The following is a 19,629-nucleotide window of genomic DNA, read 5'->3' on the forward strand; positions in this document are numbered from 1 at the left end:
TCGGGCCGGACGAGCCATCGGCCGCCGGCTCTCCCAATCCCGGCGGTCCGATGTCGCCAGCGCACGAGGGAGGCGGATGTCTCGTCAGGTCATTCAGGTGTCGATCGTCATCCTTGCCTTGATCGGCACCGATGCTTCAGCCCTAGGCCTCGGAGGATTGCGCACCGAGTCCGCCCTCAATCAGCCTTTCGTCGGCGAGATCGATCTCTTCGACGTCAAATCCGACGAGCTCGATACGATCAAGGCGACTCTCGCAGGCCCGGATGCCTTTGCGAAATCCGGGATCGAGCGTTACCACTTTCTGACCGGCCTCGTCTTCAAGCCGGAGGTGTCGGCGCGCGGCGGCGAGGTGATCCGTGTGACGAGTCGCGAGCCGATTCGCGAGCCCTTCATGGATTTCCTCGTCGAGGTCGTCTGGCCGGCCGGTCAGATGGTCAAGGAATTCACGGTCCTCTTGGATCCGCCGTCGATGTCCGAGCGGCGCGCACCGCCGGTGCAGCCGCCCGCCATCGCGGATCGTCGAGCGGCTGCGCCTCCCCCGAGATCGCGATCGGCAGCGGGCTCCGCACCCCCTGCGCAGCGCACCGAGTCCGCCGATCCTGCCCCGTCGCAGCCGGCCCGGCGGATCCCGAGCGGGCCGGATGGGTTTCCTGCCTATTTCGGCCCCGTGCCGTCGGGAGCGGGTCTGTTGCGTCTGGCGCGCGGTGGTCAGCCGGCGGATGCGACGACGGCCCAGACCGCACTGGCGCTGTATCGCAACAATCAGGACGCCTTCATCAACGGCGACATCGACCGTTTGATCGCCGGCAAGACGTTGGTGATCCCGACGCGAGCCGAACTGTTTGCGCTCGACGCGGCTGCGGCGGCGACGGAGCTTCAGGCGGCACTGAGCGGCGATGCGGTGCGTCGCTCGCCCATCACCGAGGTCGCGCGGATCGACGACGCCGCAGCGTCGCAGAGCGCGCGTCTGCGTATCGCGGGCGCGGCCGCCGGTGCGCTCCCCGGCACTCCGGATGTGCCGACGGTGCCCGCCGCCGACGACGCCGCAACGGACTCGGGTGCGCTGCCGTCACCGAATGCCGATCTGGAGCAGGATCTCCTGTTGGTGATCGAGGCGAGCGAGTCCGCCCGTCAGGAGACCGAAGAGCTTCGCGAACGGGTCCACGAGCTCGAGACCCAGCTCGCGGATATCCAAACCCTGCTGCAACTGCGAAACGCCGAGCTGGCACGCCTTCAAGGGGACGCCTCGGGCGAATCGATCGGGATCGAGATCGATTCCGAAGGTTCGGAGCAGGCGCCCGATCCGGTGCTCGTCGAGGCGGAGATCGCCGCAGACGGTGCCGAGGAGATGACCTCGGAGCCTGCTTCGGAAACGGTCGCGGAGGAGGTCGTGGCCGCCCCCGACGAGCCATCGGCGGGCGACGACGCGCAGGTCGAGCCGAGCGTCGCCGGGGGCGAAACCGACACCGTCGCGGGCAGCGGCGATGCCTCCCCCGCGGCGGCCGACGTCGAGGAGATTGTGGTTGCGGAGGAGATCGACCCGGCGGACACCACCGCGTGGCATAGCTATCTGGTCCCGCTGGCCGGTTTCGCCGGGGTGACGGCCATCGGCGTTCTCGTGCTCTCGTTGCTGTCCGCGCGTCGTCGGCGCGAGCACGGGGAGGACGAAGACGAATGGAGCATCGACTCCGCCGTGCTGGATTTCCCGGAGAATGAACCGCCGCCCGAGTCCGCCGCGTCCGAGCCTGACGCGCCGCAACCGGCTGCCGCCGAGCGGCGGCCGGCCGATGCCGTCGCCGGATCCGCGACCGACGCCGGCCCGACGCCGCCGAGCAAGCCCGGTCTCTCTGCACCCGAGCCGACGGCGCGAGAGCCGCAGATCGACTCCGGATTGCTGACGCCGTCCTCCCAGCTGACCTCGTTCGGGCATTTCGAAACTGAAACCGACGAGGCCGACGCGCTCTCCGAGGCCGACATCTACATCGCTTACGGTCGTTACAAGGAGGCCGAGGACCTGCTCAAGCGCGAGCTCAAACGCTCGCCCGATCGTCTCGACGTGCGATTCAAGCTGGCGGAGGTCTATGCCGGAGCCGAGAATCCCGATGCCTTGCGCAAGCTCATGCAGCACCTGAAGGCCGCCGGTGCGGACACCGCGGACCCTGCACGCTGGAAGCGCCTGAGCGCGATCGCCGCGGTGGTCGAGCAAGGCGGAACCTGGGACCCCGGGGCGACCATGCCGATCACCGAGGCGACCGGCATCCCGGCACCCGAGACGGGTCCGGATCTCGCTGCCTTGGAAGGCGACGCGGATGCGTTCTCCGGCGAGGCTCGCGAGGACGAAAACGACTTCTTCCGGCTCGACCTCGGCGAGCTCGAGCCGGAACCCCGTCCCGTCACGGCGGCACCGTCCCCGCAGGCCGAGACCCCGTCCGCGTCGACGGAGGACGGGGATCTGCCGCTGTTGTTCGACGATTCCGCGTTGAACGGTTCGCCCGATTTGCCGGAGCTGTCCGATCTGCAGGAGCTCTCCGTACCGTCGGGCGTCGAGGAGCTGGATCGTCCGGGCGGGATTTCCCGAGAGTCCGACTTGGTCCTGACGCTGGACGATCTTCGCGACTCTCGCGACTTGGACCTCGACGCCTTCCTGGACGCCGGATCGCCGTCGGCGGCCACGTCGAAGGCGCAGCCCGAGGAGCGGTTGCCGAGCCTGACGCTCCCGACGAACGAGACCGCTCCCGCGCCGGAGAAGGCGCCCCGCGGCGGGCCCTCGCAGGATGTGCCCGAGCCCCCGGACGACGCGCTCTCCGATCAATGGGCGATGGATTCCGGGATCTGGGACGAGAATGCCACCAAGCTCGACCTCGCGCGTGCCTACATCGAGATGGACGACGCCGCCTCCGCGCGGGAGATCCTCGAGGAAGTGATCGCGGACGGTCGCGAGGAGCAACGCAGCGAGGCGCAGGACATGCTGAGGACACTCGTCTGAATGCCGAGATGGGGCCTCTGCCGAGGAGGATGCCGAGAAGGGTGTCGGCAGCGCGCTCGACATCCGAGCCGAGTCTCGAGTCCACGCCCGAGCCGGACGGATCGGGGTCGGTCGCCGCGGCGAACCTGCACCGGATCGCCATGGGGATCGAGTACGACGGCTCGGCCTTTCGCGGTTGGCAGATCCAGGTCGGGGTTCGCAGCGTACAGGCGACGCTCGAAGAGGCGATCGGCCAGGTCGCCGATCATCCCATCCGCGTGCAGTGTGCCGGGCGCACGGATGCCGGTGTGCATGCCGACGAGCAGGTCGTGCATTTCGACACCTCCGCGCGTCGAACCGAGCGTGCCTGGGTGCTCGGGACCAACGTCAATCTGCCGCCGGATGTCGCCGTGCGCTGGGCCTGTCCGGTCGACCCGCAGTTTCATGCCCGTTTCGACGCGCAGGCCCGTCACTACCGCTACCTGATCATGGTCCGCGCGACCCGCTCGCCCCTGCAGCGCGACCGCGCCGTCTGGAGCCACCGCCCCTTGGATATCGAACGCATGCGCGAGGCCGGACAGGCGCTCGTCGGCGTGCATGATTTCTCGAGCTTTCGCGCGGTCGCCTGTCAGGCGAAGAGTCCGATCCGCCATCTGCACTATCTGGAGCTGAGCGAGACGGATGACCTCATTGAATTGCGGGTTGGTGCCAACGGGTTTTTGCACCATATGGTTCGCAACATCGCCGGCGTGTTGATGACGATCGGCCGCGGCGAGGCGCCGCTCGACTGGACGCGCGAGCTCCTCGAGCTGCGCGACCGCCGCCTCGGCGGCGTGACCGCCCCACCCCAAGGGCTCTATTTCGTCCGCGCCGACTACCCGGAAGCGTTTCAACTGCCGTCCGGTCCGGCGCCGGCACCATCGACGGATCAGCACAATGTCCCACGCTCTTGCTTGTAATCACCTGAACCGCGTCGACTCGACCCTCGCATGTCGCCCCGACGCGCGATGCTCCGCCCCCCGTTGGTCTGTCGTGCAAGGACGCGGTTCAGTAGGCATTCGCCAATCATGAGAACCCGCGTTAAGATTTGCGGCCTGACGCGTCGGGCCGACGTGGACGCGGCGGTTGCCGCGGGGGTCGACGCGGTCGGCTTCGTCTTCCATCCGCCGAGTCCGCGCGCGGTATCGCCGCACGATGCCCGTGACCTCTGCGCCGGGTTGCCGCCCTTCGTGACGGCGGTCGGGCTCTTCGTCGATGCCTCTCCGGAGTACATCCGCTCGACCCTGGATCAGGTTCCGCTCGAGCTGCTGCAATTCCACGGGGAGGAGGCCCCGGAGCTCTGCGCATCCTTCGGCCGGCGATGGATCAAGGCGATCCGGATGCGTCCGGGTGTGGACCTCGCCGAGGAGCAGAGGCGTTACGGGCACGCCGCCGGGCTCTTGCTCGACACCTTCGATCCGGCTCGCCCCGGCGGGACCGGACAACGCTTCGATTGGGATCGGATCCCGACGGCGCTCGCGCGCTCGATCGTCCTCGCAGGCGGCCTGGACGGCGAGAATGTCGGGGAGGCGATCCGCAGGGTCCGTCCGTTCGGCGTCGACGTGAGCGGCGGCGTGGAGGCATCGAAGGGCATCAAGGACCATGACAAGATTCGTGATTTTATGCAGAGGGTGAACGATGTCGACTTCTCCTGATCATCTCGGCTTGGCCGGTACCGGTTCGGCCGGCGCAACGCTCGCATCGTCCGGTGCGTACAACTGGCCGGACGCAGGTGGTCATTTCGGAACCTACGGCGGGATGTTCGTCCCCGAGACCCTCATGCATCCGCTCGAAGAGCTGCGCACGGCCTACGAGCGCTACATGGCCGATCCCGAGTTTCTGGCCGAGCTCGATGCCGACCTTCAAGACTACGTCGGCCGGCCCTCGCCCCTCTATCACGCCGAGCGTTGGAGCCGCGAGCTGGGCGGCGCACAGATCTTTTTGAAGCGCGAGGATCTCAATCACACCGGCGCGCACAAGGTCAACAACACGATCGGTCAGGCACTGCTCGCCCGGCGCATGGGCAAGACCCGCATCATCGCCGAGACCGGCGCAGGTCAGCATGGCGTGGCGAGCGCGACCGTCGCCGCCCGTCTGGGGCTCGAGTGCGTCGTCTATATGGGCGAGGTCGACATTGCCCGCCAAGAGGCGAACGTCTACCGCATGCGCCTGCTCGGGGCGCGCGTGGTCTCGGTCACCTCCGGCTCGCGCACCCTCAAGGATGCGCTCAACGAGGCGATGCGCGATTGGGTGACCAACATCGACGACACCTTCTACATCATCGGCACGGTCGCCGGCCCGCATCCCTACCCGGCGATGGTCCGGGATTTTCAGGCGGTCATCGGTCGCGAGGCCCGCGCCCAGATGCTCGCGCGCAGCGGGCGGCTGCCCGATGCCCTGGTCGCCTGCGTGGGTGGCGGCTCCAACGCCATCGGACTCTTCTATCCCTTCATCCCGGATGAAGGCGTGGCCATCTACGGGGTGGAGGCCGCCGGCGACGGTCTGCAGACCGGTCGTCATGCCGCGCCGCTCTGCGCGGGCCGCCCGGGCGTGCTGCACGGCAACCGCACCTATCTGATGGAAGACAACCATGGTCAGATCGTCGAGACCCACTCCATCTCCGCCGGGCTGGACTATCCGGGCGTCGGTCCGGAGCATGCCTGGCTGAAAGACAGCGGGCGCGCGCACTACGACTCGGTCACCGACGACGAGGCCCTGCGCGCCTTCCATCATCTGACCCGAACCGAGGGCATCATCCCCGCGCTCGAGTCCAGTCACGCCTTGGCCTTCGTGCACAAGCTTGCGCCGACTATGCGCCGGGATCAGACGATCATCGTCAATCTCTCGGGCCGCGGGGACAAGGATATGCACACGGTCGCCAGTCACGACGGGTTGGTGTTATGAGTCGAATCGCCGCACGTTTCGAGCAGCTCAGCGACCGGGGTCGCACGGCGCTCATCCCCTTCGTCACCGCCGGTGATCCGTCGCCCGCGGTGACCGTGCCACTGATGCACGCGATGGTCGCCGCGGGCGTGGATCTCATCGAGCTGGGCGTGCCCTTCTCCGATCCGATCGCCGACGGTCCGGTCATCCAGCGGGCGACCGAGCGCGCCCTGGCCCAAGGGGTCTCGCTGGACGACGTGCTCGACATGGTCCGGCGCTTTCGCGAGCAGGACACCGAGACGCCCGTCATCCTCATGGGTTATCTCAACCCGATCGAGGTGATGGGGTACGAGACCTTCGCGGTCGCGGCGAAGTCGGCCGGCCTGGACGGCGCCTTGATCGTCGACGTGCCGCCCGAGGAAGGCCACGCGCTGGTCGAGATGCTGAAGGCGCAGGGGCTGGACTTGGTCTATCTCCTGGCGCCGACCTCGACCGAGTCGCGCATCGCGCGGATCGGCGAGGTCGCCTCCGGCTTCGTCTATTACGTCTCGGTGAAGGGCGTGACCGGAGCGGGCAATCTGGACACCGCCGCCGTTGCCGAAAAGGTGGGTCTCATCAAGTCGCTGATCCGGCTCCCGGTCGGGGTCGGATTCGGCATCAACAACCCCGAAACGGCCGCTTCGGTCGCCCGGGTCGCCGATGCGGTCATCGTCGGCAGCGCTATCGTGAGTCGGATCGAGGCGCTCGCCGCGACCCCGGAGCGTATCCCCGAGGCCGTCGCCGAGTTTCTCGCCGGTCTACGCCACGCCATCGACGAGGTGGATGCCCATGTCGCCTAAGCCCCCCGGCCGAGTGCGCCACGCGCTCACGCGTTTGGATCAACCCAACTCGCCCGCCGCGACCGCCTCCGGGAAAGCGGCGCCCGGCCAAACCGCGCCCGCTCAGAACGGGCAGGGCCAGGCCGCATCGCGTCAGGCGACCGATGACTTCAAAGGCGATCGCGCGGCGACCCTCAAACAGGCAATGGACAAGAGTATGAGCTGGTTCGAGAAGCTGATCCCGAGCCGCATCCGTACCGATGCCAGCACCAAGCGAGCCGTGCCCGAAGGCGTTTGGGCCAAATGTCCGGGCTGCCAGGCCATCCTCTACCGCGCGGAGCTCGAGAGAAACCTCGAGGTCTGCCCCAAGTGCAGTCACCACAGCCGTTTGAGCGGGCGGCGCCGGCTCGAGACCTTTCTCGATCCGGAAGGTCGCGAGGAGATCGGGGTCGACCTCGAGTCTCTGGATCCGCTCAAATTCAAGGATCTGAAGAAATACAAAGACCGTCTCGTGCAGGCCCAGAAGCAGTCCTCCGAGAAGGAGGCGATGATCGTCATGCGCGGGCGGTTGAAGGGTCAGCCGATCGTTGCCTCGGCCTTCGAGTTCGGTTTCATGGGCGGTTCCATGGGCTCGGTCGTCGGCGAGCGGTTCGTGCGAGGTGTCGAGGCCGCGCTCGAGCAGAATTCGCCCTACGTCTGTTTCTCGGCGAGCGGCGGTGCGCGCATGCAGGAGAGCCTCTTCTCGCTGATGCAGATGGCCAAGACCAGCGCGGCCCTGGGGCGCATGCGCGAGCACGCGCTTCCCTTCGTCTCCGTGATGACGGATCCGACCATGGGCGGCGTCTCGGCGAGTCTCGCGATGCTCGGCGATCTCAATATCGCCGAGCCCAACGCACTGATCGGTTTTGCCGGTCCGCGCGTGATCGAGCAGACGGTTCACGAAAAGCTGCCTGAGGGCTTCCAGCGCAGCGAGTTCCTGATCGAAAAAGGCGCACTCGATATGATTATCGACCGGCGCGACCTGCGCGAACGGATTGCCGATCTGCTCGCGATCTTGACGCATCGGCCGCGGTATGTCCGTACCGTGGTGCCTGTCTGAATCGCGTCGTTTTGCGATTTGGACGGAGCGCGTTTTGGGGCGGGTTTGCATGTGTTTGCGGGCCTTGGAGCGGACGCGATTCAGGACATCGAATGCGCTTGAAGGTGTGGGTGTGTCGTGTCGTGCGAGGTGCGGGATGGCGGTCGGCGTGGCTGGGTGAGGCGGGGGCGTTGTGGCCGACATGACGCGTTTCGACAACCTCGATGCCTGGTTGAGCTGGCAGATGCAGCTGCATCCGAAGGCCATTGCGCTCGGGCTCGAACGGGTGGCGGCTGTTTGGGAGCGCTTGGGGCCGGCCTCCTTGCCGTTTCCGCTCGTCACGGTCGGCGGGACCAACGGCAAGGGCTCCTGTGTCGCGATGGCGGAGGCGATCTGTCGTGCCGCCGGATATCGCACCGGGGTCTACAGCTCCCCGCATCTGCTGCGGTACAACGAGCGTGTGCGGATCGACGGGGAGGACGTCTCCGATGCGCTCCTCTGCGAGTCGTTCGAGCGCATCGACCGGGCGCGCGGGGAGACGGCGCTGACCTATTTCGAGTTCGGCACCCTCGCTGCGCTCGATCTCTTCGTGCGTAGCGCGCCCGATGTCGTGATCCTCGAGGTGGGGCTCGGCGGGCGGCTCGACGCGGTGAATCTGTGGGACGCCGATGTCTCTGTGGTGACCTCGATCGGGCTGGATCACACGGCCTGGCTGGGCGACTCGCCGGATGAGATTGCCTTTGAGAAGGCGGGGATCTTTCGCCCGGATCGTCCGGCCGTGATCGGGCAGCGCGATGCGCCGGCGCGCCTGCGCGCCGAGGCGCTCCGGCGCGGGAGTCTGCCCGTGCAGCTCGGTCGCGAGATCGACTGGACCATCGGCGACGGGGGTGGCTGGATTTGGAGCGCCCCCCCGGGCGAGCGTTTGGCCCTTCCCGAGCCGGCGATGCGTGGCCCGTTCCAATACGACAACGCTTCGGCCGCGATCGCCGCACTCCGCGCCCTGCACGAGCGCTTGCCGATCTCGGTCAACGCGATCCGGGCCGGCTTGCAGCGCGCGCGGCTGCCGGGGCGGTTTCAGGTCTTCCCCGGGACGCTGACCTATATTCTGGACGTCGCGCACAACGGCGAGGCGGCGCAGGCACTGGCCGCGAATCTGCGGGCCTTCGCCTGCCGAGGTCGGCTTCGCGCCGTCCTCGCCGTGCTGGGGGACAAGTCGCCGGTTTCGATCGTCGAGCCGCTCCTGCCGTTCGTGAGCGATTGGTACCTCACCCAGAGTCGGGATCCGCGAGCCATGCCCGTGGAGATGCTGAGCGAGCGTCTCGCGGCGGTCTTGCCTAAGCCTGCGGCGGCGACGTCCTCGGATCTCGATGCGGCGCTCGGGGCTGCGGAGGCCGCATCCGAGCCGGGCGACGCCCTGTTGGTGGTCGGCTCCTTTACGAGTGTCGGCGCTGTGCTGCGACATTTCGAAGGGAGCCGAGCCGAGCGCGAGGGCGGCTAGGGGGTGCCGCGAGCCGACCGCGCGGCGCGTCGATCCGAATTATCCGATTGAAATCAATAGCGAACTTTCTGCTGCATCGGTAGCGCTGCGGCAGCGGCGTGCTATACTCCCGGCCTTTCGGGGGCCCATCGAGGGTCATACCGAGCAGGCGTGTCGTTTTCAGGAGCGCAGGGTGCCTCCCATACGCGTCGGGGCAAGGGAGCCGACGAGGCGAGGCGGCCCTAGCGGCGAGGAGGTGCAACGCAGTCCGTGCGCGCGGGGTTTGCAAGGCGGCGGAACGGTCGTATGTGCTCGGTATGTTCATCAGGGTCTGACGGCGTCGGCGATGCGCGCGGCGCCCGGCGTGCGGGTGGAGACTTATGCAAGAAGGCGCAAAGAAGCGGTTGGTCGGGGCGATCGTCATCGTCTCGCTGGCGGTGATCTTCGTTCCGATGTTGTTCGAGGAGGAGTCCATGACGGCGTTGCCGCCGTTGCCCTCGGTCGTCCCGGAGGAGCCGCTCGTCGATGAGCGATTCAGAGCGGAATCATTCCTGACACCTGCGGATTCGGGCGTCGGCGGGTTTGCGCAAGAGGCATGGGTCGAGCCAGGCGGCTCGGACGTTCCCGGCGAGGAGGTCGCGGAGCCTGTTTACGAGTCACCCGCCGGGGAGCCGGTGGCCGATTCGGAAGACGTGCTGCCGCCCGCGCCGCCGGCGGAGGAGGCTATCCCCATTGCGCCTCCTCCGATGGCGCGGGACGACGGCATGCCGTCCTATGTCACCCAGGTCGCGAGCTTGGGGACCGCGGCAAGCGCTCAGGAATTGGCCGCGAAGCTCCAGGGCGAGGGTTATTCCGCCTTCGTCGAGCCCGCCGAGGTCGGGGGGCGCACCTACTACCGCGTGCGTGTCGGCCCGGAGGTCGATCGTGCGCGTGCCGACAAAACGGCCGCGGAGCTCGGCCGCAAATACAAGGGCCCGTTCGTGCAGCGCTATCCCTGAGCGTGTGCCGGTTCAAGCCGCCTTTTTCTCAGTGACGGTGCGTCGGAGTGACGATGAATTGGGTCGACTATGCCATCCTCGGAGTGATCTTGTTGTCCGCCTTGGTCGGGATCGGGCGAGGCCTGATCCGCGAGGTCCTGTCGCTGGGGGTCTGGATTGCGGCGATTCTGATCGCCTGGCTGTTTCACCGTGAGGCGGCGGAGCTGCTGGTGCCGTATCTCTCGCAGCCCTCGGTTCGGTTGGCGGCTGCCTTCGTCGGTCTGATCCTGGTGACCCTCGTGCTCGGCGCCGTCTTGGGTGCCGTCCTGACGGCCCTGATCGAGACGACGGGGCTCGGCGTCGTCGATCGCGTCCTCGGCTTGTTTTTCGGGGCCGCCCGCGGCGTCGTGATTGTCGCCATGGCCGTCTTTCTGGCGTCCTTCACGCCCATGCCGGAGGATTCCTGGTGGCAGGAATCACGATTGGTGAGCCAGTTCCAGGGCGTCGCCGGCTGGTTGATCGGATTCGTGCCGGAAGAGGTGCAGGCGCAGGTCAAGAGCCTTTAGGTCTCGCGCGTCGCCGGTCGGCTTTTCCTTGCGGGCGACATCGGGAGACGGGTTCGGCGCAGGCCGACCGAACGCCGCGTCGGCGTTCCATGTTGTCCGGGGCCAAGCGCGCGGGGTATAGTTCCCCGTTCCCATTCAGCAGCATCCGTCTCGGTCTCCGGGGCTGGGAGCGGGCGAGGAAGTCATGTGCGGCATCGTCGGCATTGTCGGAAAAAGTCCAGTCAACCAAGCGCTCTACGATTCGCTGCTCGTGCTCCAACATCGGGGACAGGATGCCGCGGGTATCGTCACCTGTCAGGGCGATAAGCTCCATTTACGCAAGGACAACGGGCTGGCGCGGGATGTCTTTCGTACGCGCCACATGATCCAGTTGGGCGGCAACATGGGCGTCGGACATGTCCGCTATCCCACCGCCGGCGCGGCCAGCTCGGCCGAGGCTCAGCCCTTCTACGTCAACTCGCCCTACGGCATCGTGCTTGCCCACAACGGCAACCTCACCAATGCCGAAGACCTCAAGCGCGACCTCTTCGTCGAGGATCTCCGCCATCTCAACACCGAGTCGGATTCCGAGATCCTGCTCAACGTGTTTGCCCATGAGCTCCAACTCCAGGGCAAGCTGCGGATCGACGAGCAGGATGTCTTCCGCGCGGTCGCCGGCGTGCATCGACGTTGCCGCGGCGGTTATGCGGCCGTCGCGATGATCCCGGGATTCGGGGTCTTCGGTTTTCGCGATCCGCACGGCATTCGGCCTTTGGTCTACGGTCGGCGCGAGACCGATCTGGGCACCGAGTACATGATCGCGTCCGAGAGCGTGGCGCTCGATACCATCGGTTTTAGCCTGATCGCGGATGTCGCGCCGGGCGAAGCTGTCTTCATCAGCGTCGACGGGCAGATTCACACCCGCCAATGCGCCGCGCAACCGATTCTCTCGCCCTGCATCTTCGAGTTCGTCTACTTCGCCCGGCCGGACTCCATCATCGACAACATCTCGGTGCACAAGGCGCGCTCGCGCATGGGCAAGAAGCTTGCCGCCAAGATCAAGCGCGAGTGGTCCAATCACGACATCGACGTCGTGATCCCGATCCCGGATACCAGCCGCACCGCTGCACTCCAACTGGCCAATCAGCTCGGCGTGCCGTACTCGGAAGGTTTCATCAAGAATCGCTACATCGGGCGGACCTTCATCATGCCCGGCCAGCAGGTCCGCAAGAAGTCGGTGCGTCAGAAGCTCAACGCCATCGATCTTGAGTTCCGTAAGAAGAACGTCCTCTTGGTCGACGACTCCATCGTGCGCGGGACGACCTCGCAGCAGATCATTCAGATGGCGCGCGATGCCGGCGCGCATCGGGTCTATTTCGCCTCCGCGGCGCCGCCGGTGCGGTTCCCCAACGTCTACGGGATCGACATGCCCGCGGCCAGCGAGCTCATCGCCCACGGTCGTACAGAGGACGAGGTTGCACGGGAGCTGGGCGCGGATCGACTCATTTTTCAAGAGCTCGGCGATCTGATCGACGCGGTTCAGAAGAAGGGCAAGAGCCATGTGGACCGCTTCGACACCTCCGTCTTCGACGGCCTCTACGTGACCGGAGACGTCACCCCGGAATATCTTCAGGCGCTCGAGGCCAATCGGAACGACGGCGCCAAGACCGCCTACGGCTCTTTCAGCGAGAACGTCATTGACCTCTACAACTCCGCCTGACGGGCGAGCGAGCGCGCACGAGCAGACTGCAACGCGGTCTGCGGCTGCGCCCGGGTTCGCGACACGCGCCGTACGTACCGGCCATCACCGAACCCCGGAAGGCGAGCACGGCGAGCCGATCTTCACGACATCCAGCTTCGTCTTCGAAAGCGCCGCCGAGGCCGCCGCGCGTTTTTCGGGCGATCAAGCGGGCAACATCTATTCGCGTTTCACGAACCCGACGGTCTCGGCCTTCGAGGAACGTCTGGCCAGCCTCGAAGGCGGCGAACGCTGCGTGGCGACCGCCTCCGGGATGTCCGCCATCCTGGCCGTGTGCATGGGTCTGCTGGAGGCGGGGGACCACATCGTCGCCTCGCGCAGCCTGTTCGGCAGCACGACGCTCCTCTTCAATAAATACCTCTCGCGGTTCGGCATCGCGACCAGCTATGTGCCGCTCGGAGACCCGGGGGCATGGGACGCGGCGATTCGCCCCGAGACCCGGCTTCTATTCTGCGAGACGCCGTCCAATCCCTTGACCGAGATGGTCGACATCCGCGGTTTGGCGGAGGTTGCACATCGCCGAGGCTGTCTCCTGGCGGTCGACAATTGCTTCTGCACCCCGGCCCTGCAACGCCCGCTCGAGCTCGGCGCCGACCTGGTGATCCACTCCGCCACCAAGTACTTGGACGGGCAGGGGCGTTGCGTCGGCGGCGCCGTCGTCGGCGATCGCAAGCTGGTCGGCGAGGGTGTCTTCGGCGTGTTGAGAACGGCCGGCCCGACCATGAGCCCCTTCAACGCCTGGGTCTTTCTCAAAGGGCTCGAGACGCTTGAGCTGCGGATGCTCGCGCATTCGCGATCCGCGGCCACACTCGCCGAATGGCTCCTCGCGCAGCCGGGCATCGAGCGGGTCTATTATCCCGGACTCTCGGATCACCCCCAGCACCATCTGGTCGGTTCCCAGCAGCGCACCGGCGGCGGCATCGTCGCCTTCGACGTGCGCGGCGGTCGCGACGCTACCTGGCACCTGATCGACTCGACCCGCCTGCTGTCCATTACCGCCAATCTCGGCGATGTAAAGACCACCATTATCCATCCGGCGACGACCACCCACGGCCGCCTGACCCCGGAAGAGCGCGCAGCCGTCGGGATCGGCGAGTGCCTCGTGCGTATCGCAGTCGGCTTGGAAGACATCGCCGACATCCAGTCCGATTTAGCGCCAGGTCTAGAATCCCTACCCCGTAGGGTGCGGTGAGCGCAGCGAACCGCACCGACCCCCGCCGACACCGCCGCACCGCCCAAAACCGCCCCCTCCGGTGCGGTTCGCTACGCTCACCACACCCTACAGCCCCCCCACCGCCGCCGAAGACCCAACCCCGTAGGGTGCGGCATTATGTAGCAAGCGCACATGAATTTCGCATCAACAACTTAGGGCGCAGGCTCACGTTTTGAGCCACCCCCGGGAGCACACTGGCACGATCGATCCAGCCCCCGGAGCATGCGATGTCCCAGCACTTCCTCTTGTCGGCCGCCGCCCGGACGCTTTCCGTGCGCGAAGTGTTCGCGATGAGCGACGCGCAAGCCTTCGAGCGCTTCCGCGCGATGCGCTGGGGTCCGGAGGGCGAAGCGGTGTGTCCGGCCTGCGGTGTCGCGGAGCAGCCCTGGTTCCTGCCGAGCCGCCGGCAGTGGCGTTGCCGCGCCTGCGGGCACACCTTCTCGGTGACCTCGGGGACGATTTTTGCTCACCACAAGTTGCCGTTGCAGGTCTATCTCGGCGCCATCGCGATCTACAGCAATGCTGCGAAGGGGCTGTCGGCACTGCAACTGAGCCGTGACCTGGACGTGCAGTACAAAAGCGCCTTCGTCATGATGCACAAGATCCGCGAGAGTCTCATGGTGCAGCGCGACGAGACCGCGCTGAGCGGGCAGGTGCAGCTCGACGGGGCCTATACGAACGGCTCGGTCCGCCCCGAGAACCGGGCCGAGGATCGCGTGGATCGGCGCCTCGCCGAGAACCAAAACCCGGACAAGCGCTGTGTGCTGGTGATGCGCGAGACCCACCCGGCGGACGATCCGCTCGGGCAGGTCGGCGGCAAGCGCACGCTCACCTTCATCATCGGGCGGGAGAACCAGACCGACGTCGGCGCGCTGGCGGCGCGCTTCATCGCCCCCGGGGCCACGCTCTCAGCCGATGAGTCCGATGCCTACGATCTGCTGCACGGGCGCTATGTCATGCGTCGGGTCAACCATCAACACGCCTACCGCGCCGCGGACGGGACGACCGACAATCAGGCCGAATCGTATTTCTCGCGGTTTCGGCGCATGCAGATCGGCCAACACCACAAGTTCGGCTTGTCCCACCTCGCGCGCTACGCCAACGAAGCCGCCTACCGAGAAGACACCCGGCGCTGGTCCAACGGGGCCATCTTCGAGGACACCCTCGCCAAATGTCCCCGCACCCGCCCGCATCGGGACTGGTGCCGTGACTGGCAGGGCAATACCGCCCGCCCGGAGCTGCTGGCCGCCTGAGCGGCTCAACCACGCGTCCAGACCTGCGTCTGCCCGTCCAGCGCCACAACCCGCGCCGCGCCCTTGGCCGCGAGGCGGCGCAGCACCGCCTGGACCGTCTTCTGCACGCCCGCGCGCACCTCGGGATCCTCGGGGAGCGCCTTGCGCGCGGCCACCAGCTGCATCACCGCGCGCGCCGACAACGGCTCGAGCGCATCGCGCAAGGCCTCCAGGACCAGACGCTGGCATTCGCCCGAGGCGAACCACTGTTGCCGGTGGCGTGGCCCCTTCGACTGAACGGCGCCGACGTCGTAGTCCGGATCGAACAGACGAGTCGTGGCGTCCAGGTGGGTCAATTCCTCCGCCAGCCGCTGCAATTCACGACGACACTGCTCCACGTGCCCGGCCAGCTCGCCCCGCTTCGCGACCAACCCGCCCAGGACCTGCGTATCGGACATGATGCCAACTCCTCTGCCTAAGATTGAGGGTCGGATTCTCGCCCGGCGGCCGGGTCCGGTCATGTGCGCTTGCTACATAATGCCGGTAGGGTGCGGTGAGCGCAGCGAACCGCACCGGCCCCGCCGACACCGCCGCACCGCCCAAAACCGCCCCCTCCGGAGCGGCTCCTCCCTCACCACACCCGACAGTCTCCCCACCGCCGCCGAAGACCCTACCCCCCCCAGGTGTCAGGATAGATGTCGCCTCCCTTTGGGAGGATGTGTGGGAGGATGGGGCATCACCGACCCGGGGCTTTGCGCCCTCCGGGGTCAGCCGGGAAGGAGCCCGTAGGGCGACTGAACGGCTGACCCCGGAGGGCGCGACGCAAGCGCCCCGAGGCATGACAAGGCGACCGACATGACGACCTATTCGAGTGAGCTGAAAGACAGCATCCTGACTGTTACCGCCGACGTCATTCTGTAGCCAAACAGCCGATTTGAAATTGTGGCGGGCAAATGAGGCGCCGTCGCCCTGCGGAGGGGAACGGCGCGCTGTGCTTAGGACTCGATGCGGTCCTTCATGCGATAGCTCTGGCCTTCGATCACGATCGTCTCGGCATGGTGCAGGAGGCGATCGAGGAGTGCCGAGGTGAGGGTGGCATCGTTGTTGAAGATCTCCGCCCAGTGTTTGTACACCCGATTGGAGGTGATGACGGTCGCGCCATGCTCGTAGCGCTGGCTGATGATCTGAAACAGCAGATCGGCGCCGGTTTTGTCGATCGGCAGATAGCCGAGTTCGTCAAGAATGAGCAGGGCCGGCTTGCGGTAGCTGTCGAGGCCCTGCTTCAGGCGCCCGCCGCGTTGTGCGGCGGCGAGCGTGTTGATGACCTCCACGGCGGTGGCGAAGCGCACGCTATGGCCCTTCAGGCAGGCGGCATAGCCGAGCGCGGTGGCCAGATGAGTCTTACCGAGGCCGACGGTGCCGAGGATGATCACATTGTGTTGGTCGGCGACGAACTGCAGGCGGAAGAGGTTTTGCACCTGCAGGCGATTGATCGCCTTCGGCCAGCTCCACTGGAACTGCTCCAGGGTCTTGATGACCGGGAAGCGTGCCTGGTGGATACGCCGTTGCACGCTGCGCTCGCGACGCAGGGCCGCCTCGCCCGCGGCCAGGCGGGCCAGATAGGCGACATGATCCCAGTGCGCCTGCGCCGCCTCCCCGGCCAGCGGCGCATGGTGCTCCAGCATGAAGGGCAGCTTCAGATACGCCAGCTGTTCGCTCAACGGCTCGGCGCTCGGGGTTGTCGTGGTGGTGTTCATGGCCTCTCCTCGGCGGTCTGCGCCTGCGCTTGGTACAGGCTCAAATCCGGCGCCGGCATGTCCAACTCCAGCAGATCGGCGCGGCGGGTCAGCTGCAACGCCGTCGGCTCGGGCAACAGGCGCGTGCGACTCTCCAGCACATTGGCGATGTACTCGCAGCTGAACGCCTGATAGTCGAAGGCATCGGCCATCGCACGCGCGGTGGCCTCCACGCCGTAGATCTCGCTCAGCGCCACGATCTTCTGCACGTGATGGGCACCATTGAGGCGACGCTCGACCAGCGCCGTGTAGTACGCCTCGGCTCGGGGTGAGAGGGACAAGAACCGCCCGAGCAGCTTCTGCTCGCGGGCATTGCGGCGTTGCTCGAGCAAGGCCTTCGGGTGATCCGGCAGCTCGAAATCTTGGTGCCGATCCCAACAGCGGGGGTGACGGGCGATGAGCGCCTGCCCGTCATAGATGCACAGCCGATCCGGATACACCTTCAACGCCAACAACCGCCCGGCGTACTCGGCCGGCACCGAGTAGCGGTTGGTGTCCCAACGGATGCGAAAGCTCGGCGAGGCGCGCACCGCCACCACGTTGGCCACGTCATAGGGCTGATCCGGTCCCGCGCGCAGCGCCGAGCGCTCCTCGGCAAAGCGATCCACCGGGCGCCGGTGCGTCTCGCCATGCACGCGCACGTTGGCGATGCTGTCCATCCACACCCGTGCGGCCGGATTCAGGGCACTGAAGTCGGAGATGTCCAACCCATTGAGGAAGTTCTTTTTGACGTAACCGACACCCGACTCCACGCGCCCCTTCTCGTTGCCCTTGCCCGGGTTGCAGGCAACGATGCGAAAGCCGCAGTGCCGGGCGAAGTCCAGATAGCGCGGATTAAACACCGGCGCCTCGCCGCTGCTGCGCCGCAGCACGGCGGATTTCAGATTGTCCACCATGACCTTTTCCGGCACGCGGTTGCCGAAAAAGGCGAAGGCGTTCTGATGGCAAGCGAGGAACTGCTCCATGCTCTGGCTCAGGGTGAACTCGACATAGAGCATGCGGCTGTAGCAGAGCACCATCACGAACAGCGACAGGCGCCGGCGCGTCTCGCCCACCGTTACCGCATCCCACGAGCCCCAGTCGACCTGGGCGCATTCGCCGGGGCCAAACGACAAGGTCAGAAACGCCGGTGTCCGCGGTGGGCGTACCTGGCGCACGTAGTCCTTGACGATGCTGATGCCGCCGCCGTAGCCCTGCTCATCGCGCAGGCGCTGAAACACCTGCTGGGCACTGTAGCGGTGCGCCTCCAGCCAACGGCGGATGGTCGGTTTGTGCGCGTCGAGCTTGCTCGCCCGCGCGGTTGCCTGACGCGGGCGAAAGCGCGGCTCGGCTAACCACATGGCCACCGTGCGCGGGTCCAGGTGCAAGGCCTCGGCGATCTGCGCCGCGTTCAGGCCGCGCTGGTTGTGATGGTCATGGATGGCGCAGTAGGTCTGGTAGTCGATCATGTTCGCCCCTCCATCGTCTGCTGCAGGATCGTGCGCAGTGAGCGCAGCTCGCCGGCGGCACGTGCCGCGGGGCGGGGATGTTGGGCCGGCGGCGTCGGGGCCGTTGTCGGCGCATCCAGCGACAACACCTGATACAGAGGCGCCTGGAAGGCGACCAAGCCGGCATGCACCAGCCCGGCGCGTGCCGCGCGCACCTGCGCCTCGGGCCACCCGAGTCGCTCGGCAATGGAGCCGTCGGCATAGAAGCTCAGCCCCTCGGCATCGGCCACCGTGACCAAGAACAGATACAGCGCCAGCGCCTCGGCCGAGCAGCGGCCGATGTGGCGTTCACGCACCAGGCGTTGGTCGACCCAACTGAACTGACGCGGTACCCGGCGGCGCCGGGCTGGAACCAAGAGGGTTTTGTGCATCGCGTGCTCCTCCAACAACCGGCGTCCCGCCGCTGAGAATGTCCTGCCCTAATTGTTGGAACCGTCGTGCGCTGCGCGCGATGTCGTCTTGTAACGCAGAACCGGTTAAGTTCGCGATAAGCCCAATCAGAACAATCGCTTGCGCACCGAAGAGATCTTGTAATGCAGTCCGCGCCAAAGCCGCTGATTCCGTATCCGTTTCAATGTCCTGCGTCGAGAAGACCTCTTGTAACGCAGGGCTCGTTTGCGCCTCGCCTCGGCGCCAGTAGCCGGGATGCTCGGCGCGCCAGGCCCGGACCCGCTCGACATTCGCCGCGCCGCGGAAGTACTCCCGATTGGCCGTCTTGCCCAGCCAACGGCGCTGACTGGCGGCCTTGCTCGCACTCCGGCAAGCCGGCTCACCGCAGTAGCGCTGGTGGTGCGCATTGCGCGCATCGGGATGGAACAATTCACCGCAGTGCAAACACTTGCGTCGTCTTCGCTGTTTCACTTGGGCAGCCCTCCGAGCTACTCCAAGCATCGCCGACGACAGCGCTCCTCGCCGCCGCCGCGCGGCAGCGAAGACGACCCAAAACAAGATCCAAAGGCGGAAGAAGAGACTGAAAAGATAGGGGGAGGAAGAACACGCAGAAGAAACTGCGTATTCCACGCCCATTCGGCCACCCATTCCACGGGCATTCGGCCACTGATTCCACGCTGATTCGGCCACCCGTTCCACGGCGATCCGGCCACTGATTCCACGGCCATTCGGCCACCCCCGGGGCAGGGGGCGACGCAGGACCACGATCCACTAGTGAGTACGGCCACCTTCCCTGATGTTTCTTCCCCCTTAAATCGTCATCTTTCATGAGGGAGAGCGGTGTGCCTCCCTCGGGGTGCTTGAACAACAGCACCCGTCGGGAGAGTCTCTTGTTTGCGAAGACAAAGAGACTCCATCAGTGTGCCACGCCGTCCTTGAAAGCCCCACGTTTTTCGCCGTGTTGATGCAC

General features: G+C 66.5%; 17 protein-coding genes. 12 read left to right on the forward strand and 5 right to left on the reverse strand.

The annotated features are described in order from the left end of the window. Nucleotides 1-76: 76 nt before the first annotated feature. The 12 genes from THIMADRAFT_RS18115 (at nt 77) to THIMADRAFT_RS18170 (ending at nt 15,007) form a co-directional block, all read left to right on the forward strand. On the forward strand, nt 77-2,986 hold the full coding sequence (locus THIMADRAFT_RS18115; RefSeq protein ID WP_007194542.1) for a FimV/HubP family polar landmark protein: 2,910 nt from the start codon (nt 77-79) through the stop codon (nt 2,984-2,986). 140 nt (nt 2,987-3,126) lie between these two features. Beyond that, the gene (gene truA / locus THIMADRAFT_RS18120; protein WP_050799618.1) at nt 3,127-3,924 is read left to right on the forward strand and encodes a tRNA pseudouridine(38-40) synthase TruA; all 798 of its coding nucleotides are present in this window, start codon (nt 3,127-3,129) and stop codon (nt 3,922-3,924) included. A gap of 108 nt (nt 3,925-4,032) precedes the next feature. Continuing rightward, complete coding sequence (locus tag THIMADRAFT_RS18125) at nt 4,033-4,659, forward strand: phosphoribosylanthranilate isomerase (protein WP_007194544.1); 627 nt, start codon at nt 4,033-4,035, stop codon at nt 4,657-4,659. Continuing rightward, on the forward strand, nt 4,643-5,908 hold the full coding sequence (gene trpB / locus THIMADRAFT_RS18130; RefSeq protein WP_007194545.1) for a tryptophan synthase subunit beta: 1,266 nt from the start codon (nt 4,643-4,645) through the stop codon (nt 5,906-5,908). The genes THIMADRAFT_RS18125 and trpB overlap by 17 nt, the downstream gene beginning before the upstream one ends. Continuing rightward, nucleotides 5,905-6,726 (forward strand): tryptophan synthase subunit alpha, encoded by an 822-nt coding sequence (trpA, locus tag THIMADRAFT_RS18135; RefSeq protein WP_007194546.1) that lies wholly within the window; start codon nt 5,905-5,907, stop codon nt 6,724-6,726. Before trpB ends, trpA begins: the two co-directional genes overlap by 4 nt. A 196-nt stretch (nt 6,727-6,922) precedes the next feature. Further along, entirely contained in the window at nt 6,923-7,804 is an 882-nt protein-coding gene (accD, locus tag THIMADRAFT_RS18140) for an acetyl-CoA carboxylase, carboxyltransferase subunit beta (RefSeq protein WP_040732235.1), read from the forward strand. A 181-nt stretch (nt 7,805-7,985) separates the two neighbouring features. Continuing rightward, nucleotides 7,986-9,281, forward strand: coding sequence for a bifunctional tetrahydrofolate synthase/dihydrofolate synthase (folC, locus tag THIMADRAFT_RS18145; protein WP_040732237.1), 1,296 nt, complete (start codon nt 7,986-7,988; stop codon nt 9,279-9,281). A gap of 359 nt (nt 9,282-9,640) precedes the next feature. Then, nucleotides 9,641-10,258, forward strand: coding sequence for an SPOR domain-containing protein (locus THIMADRAFT_RS18150; protein WP_007194549.1), 618 nt, complete (start codon nt 9,641-9,643; stop codon nt 10,256-10,258). Between the two features lie 53 nt (nt 10,259-10,311). After that, a complete protein-coding gene (locus THIMADRAFT_RS18155) occupies nt 10,312-10,803 on the forward strand; it encodes a CvpA family protein (protein WP_007194550.1) in 492 nt (163 codons plus the stop codon). A 184-nt stretch (nt 10,804-10,987) separates the two neighbouring features. Then, nucleotides 10,988-12,502 (forward strand): amidophosphoribosyltransferase, encoded by a 1,515-nt coding sequence (gene purF / locus THIMADRAFT_RS18160; RefSeq protein ID WP_007194552.1) that lies wholly within the window; start codon nt 10,988-10,990, stop codon nt 12,500-12,502. Then, nucleotides 12,480-13,733: an O-succinylhomoserine sulfhydrylase gene (locus THIMADRAFT_RS18165; protein ID WP_007194553.1), complete on the forward strand. Its 1,254-nt coding sequence runs from the start codon at nt 12,480-12,482 to the stop codon at nt 13,731-13,733. Before purF ends, THIMADRAFT_RS18165 begins: the two co-directional genes overlap by 23 nt. 248 nt (nt 13,734-13,981) lie before the next feature. Next, nucleotides 13,982-15,007: an IS1595 family transposase gene (locus tag THIMADRAFT_RS18170; RefSeq protein WP_007194554.1), complete on the forward strand. Its 1,026-nt coding sequence runs from the start codon at nt 13,982-13,984 to the stop codon at nt 15,005-15,007. Between the two features lie 5 nt (nt 15,008-15,012). On the opposite strand, the gene THIMADRAFT_RS18175 is transcribed toward THIMADRAFT_RS18170, so the two are convergent. The 5 genes from THIMADRAFT_RS18175 to THIMADRAFT_RS26790 all read right to left on the reverse strand — a co-directional run bounded on the left by THIMADRAFT_RS18175 (nt 15,013) and on the right by THIMADRAFT_RS26790 (nt 19,130). Next, nucleotides 15,013-15,444: a hypothetical protein gene (locus tag THIMADRAFT_RS18175; protein WP_007194555.1), complete on the reverse strand. Its 432-nt coding sequence runs from the start codon at nt 15,442-15,444 to the stop codon at nt 15,013-15,015. Nucleotides 15,445-15,981: 537 nt separating this feature from the next. Beyond that, entirely contained in the window at nt 15,982-16,743 is a 762-nt protein-coding gene (gene istB, locus THIMADRAFT_RS18180) for an IS21-like element helper ATPase IstB (RefSeq protein ID WP_007194556.1), read from the reverse strand. Continuing rightward, nucleotides 16,740-18,230 carry an IS21 family transposase gene (gene istA / locus THIMADRAFT_RS18185; protein ID WP_007194557.1) on the reverse strand — a complete coding sequence of 497 codons (1,491 nt, stop codon included), beginning with the start codon at nt 18,228-18,230 and terminating at the stop codon, nt 16,740-16,742. The genes istB and istA overlap by 4 nt, the downstream gene beginning before the upstream one ends. Further along, on the reverse strand, nt 18,227-18,565 hold the full coding sequence (locus THIMADRAFT_RS27515; protein ID WP_199484261.1) for a helix-turn-helix domain-containing protein: 339 nt from the start codon (nt 18,563-18,565) through the stop codon (nt 18,227-18,229). Before THIMADRAFT_RS27515 ends, istA begins: the two co-directional genes overlap by 4 nt. Next, entirely contained in the window at nt 18,558-19,130 is a 573-nt protein-coding gene (locus tag THIMADRAFT_RS26790) for a hypothetical protein (protein ID WP_040732242.1), read from the reverse strand. Before THIMADRAFT_RS26790 ends, THIMADRAFT_RS27515 begins: the two co-directional genes overlap by 8 nt. Between the last annotated feature and the right edge of the window lie 499 nt (nt 19,131-19,629).

Source organism: Thiocapsa marina 5811 (assembly GCF_000223985.1).
In the GTDB taxonomy this organism is placed as follows: domain Bacteria; phylum Pseudomonadota; class Gammaproteobacteria; order Chromatiales; family Chromatiaceae; genus Thiocapsa; species Thiocapsa marina.

Bases quoted from the DNA above. Each gene is read 5' to 3' on its own strand.
- THIMADRAFT_RS18115 (WP_007194542.1), top strand. From the start codon at position 77: ATGTCTCGTCAGGTCATTCAGGTGTCGATCGTCATCCTTGCCTTGATC.
- truA (WP_050799618.1), top strand. From the start codon at position 3,127: ATGGGGATCGAGTACGACGGCTCGGCCTTTCGCGGTTGGCAGATCCAG.
- THIMADRAFT_RS18125 (WP_007194544.1), top strand. From the start codon at position 4,033: ATGAGAACCCGCGTTAAGATTTGCGGCCTGACGCGTCGGGCCGACGTG.
- trpB (WP_007194545.1), top strand. From the start codon at position 4,643: ATGTCGACTTCTCCTGATCATCTCGGCTTGGCCGGTACCGGTTCGGCC.
- trpA (WP_007194546.1), top strand. From the start codon at position 5,905: ATGAGTCGAATCGCCGCACGTTTCGAGCAGCTCAGCGACCGGGGTCGC.
- accD (WP_040732235.1), top strand. From the start codon at position 6,923: ATGAGCTGGTTCGAGAAGCTGATCCCGAGCCGCATCCGTACCGATGCC.
- folC (WP_040732237.1), top strand. From the start codon at position 7,986: ATGACGCGTTTCGACAACCTCGATGCCTGGTTGAGCTGGCAGATGCAG.
- THIMADRAFT_RS18150 (WP_007194549.1), top strand. From the start codon at position 9,641: ATGCAAGAAGGCGCAAAGAAGCGGTTGGTCGGGGCGATCGTCATCGTC.
- THIMADRAFT_RS18155 (WP_007194550.1), top strand. From the start codon at position 10,312: ATGAATTGGGTCGACTATGCCATCCTCGGAGTGATCTTGTTGTCCGCC.
- purF (WP_007194552.1), top strand. From the start codon at position 10,988: ATGTGCGGCATCGTCGGCATTGTCGGAAAAAGTCCAGTCAACCAAGCG.
- THIMADRAFT_RS18170 (WP_007194554.1), top strand. From the start codon at position 13,982: ATGTCCCAGCACTTCCTCTTGTCGGCCGCCGCCCGGACGCTTTCCGTG.
- THIMADRAFT_RS18175 (WP_007194555.1), bottom strand. From the start codon at position 15,444: ATGTCCGATACGCAGGTCCTGGGCGGGTTGGTCGCGAAGCGGGGCGAG.
- istB (WP_007194556.1), bottom strand. From the start codon at position 16,743: ATGAACACCACCACGACAACCCCGAGCGCCGAGCCGTTGAGCGAACAG.
- istA (WP_007194557.1), bottom strand. From the start codon at position 18,230: ATGATCGACTACCAGACCTACTGCGCCATCCATGACCATCACAACCAG.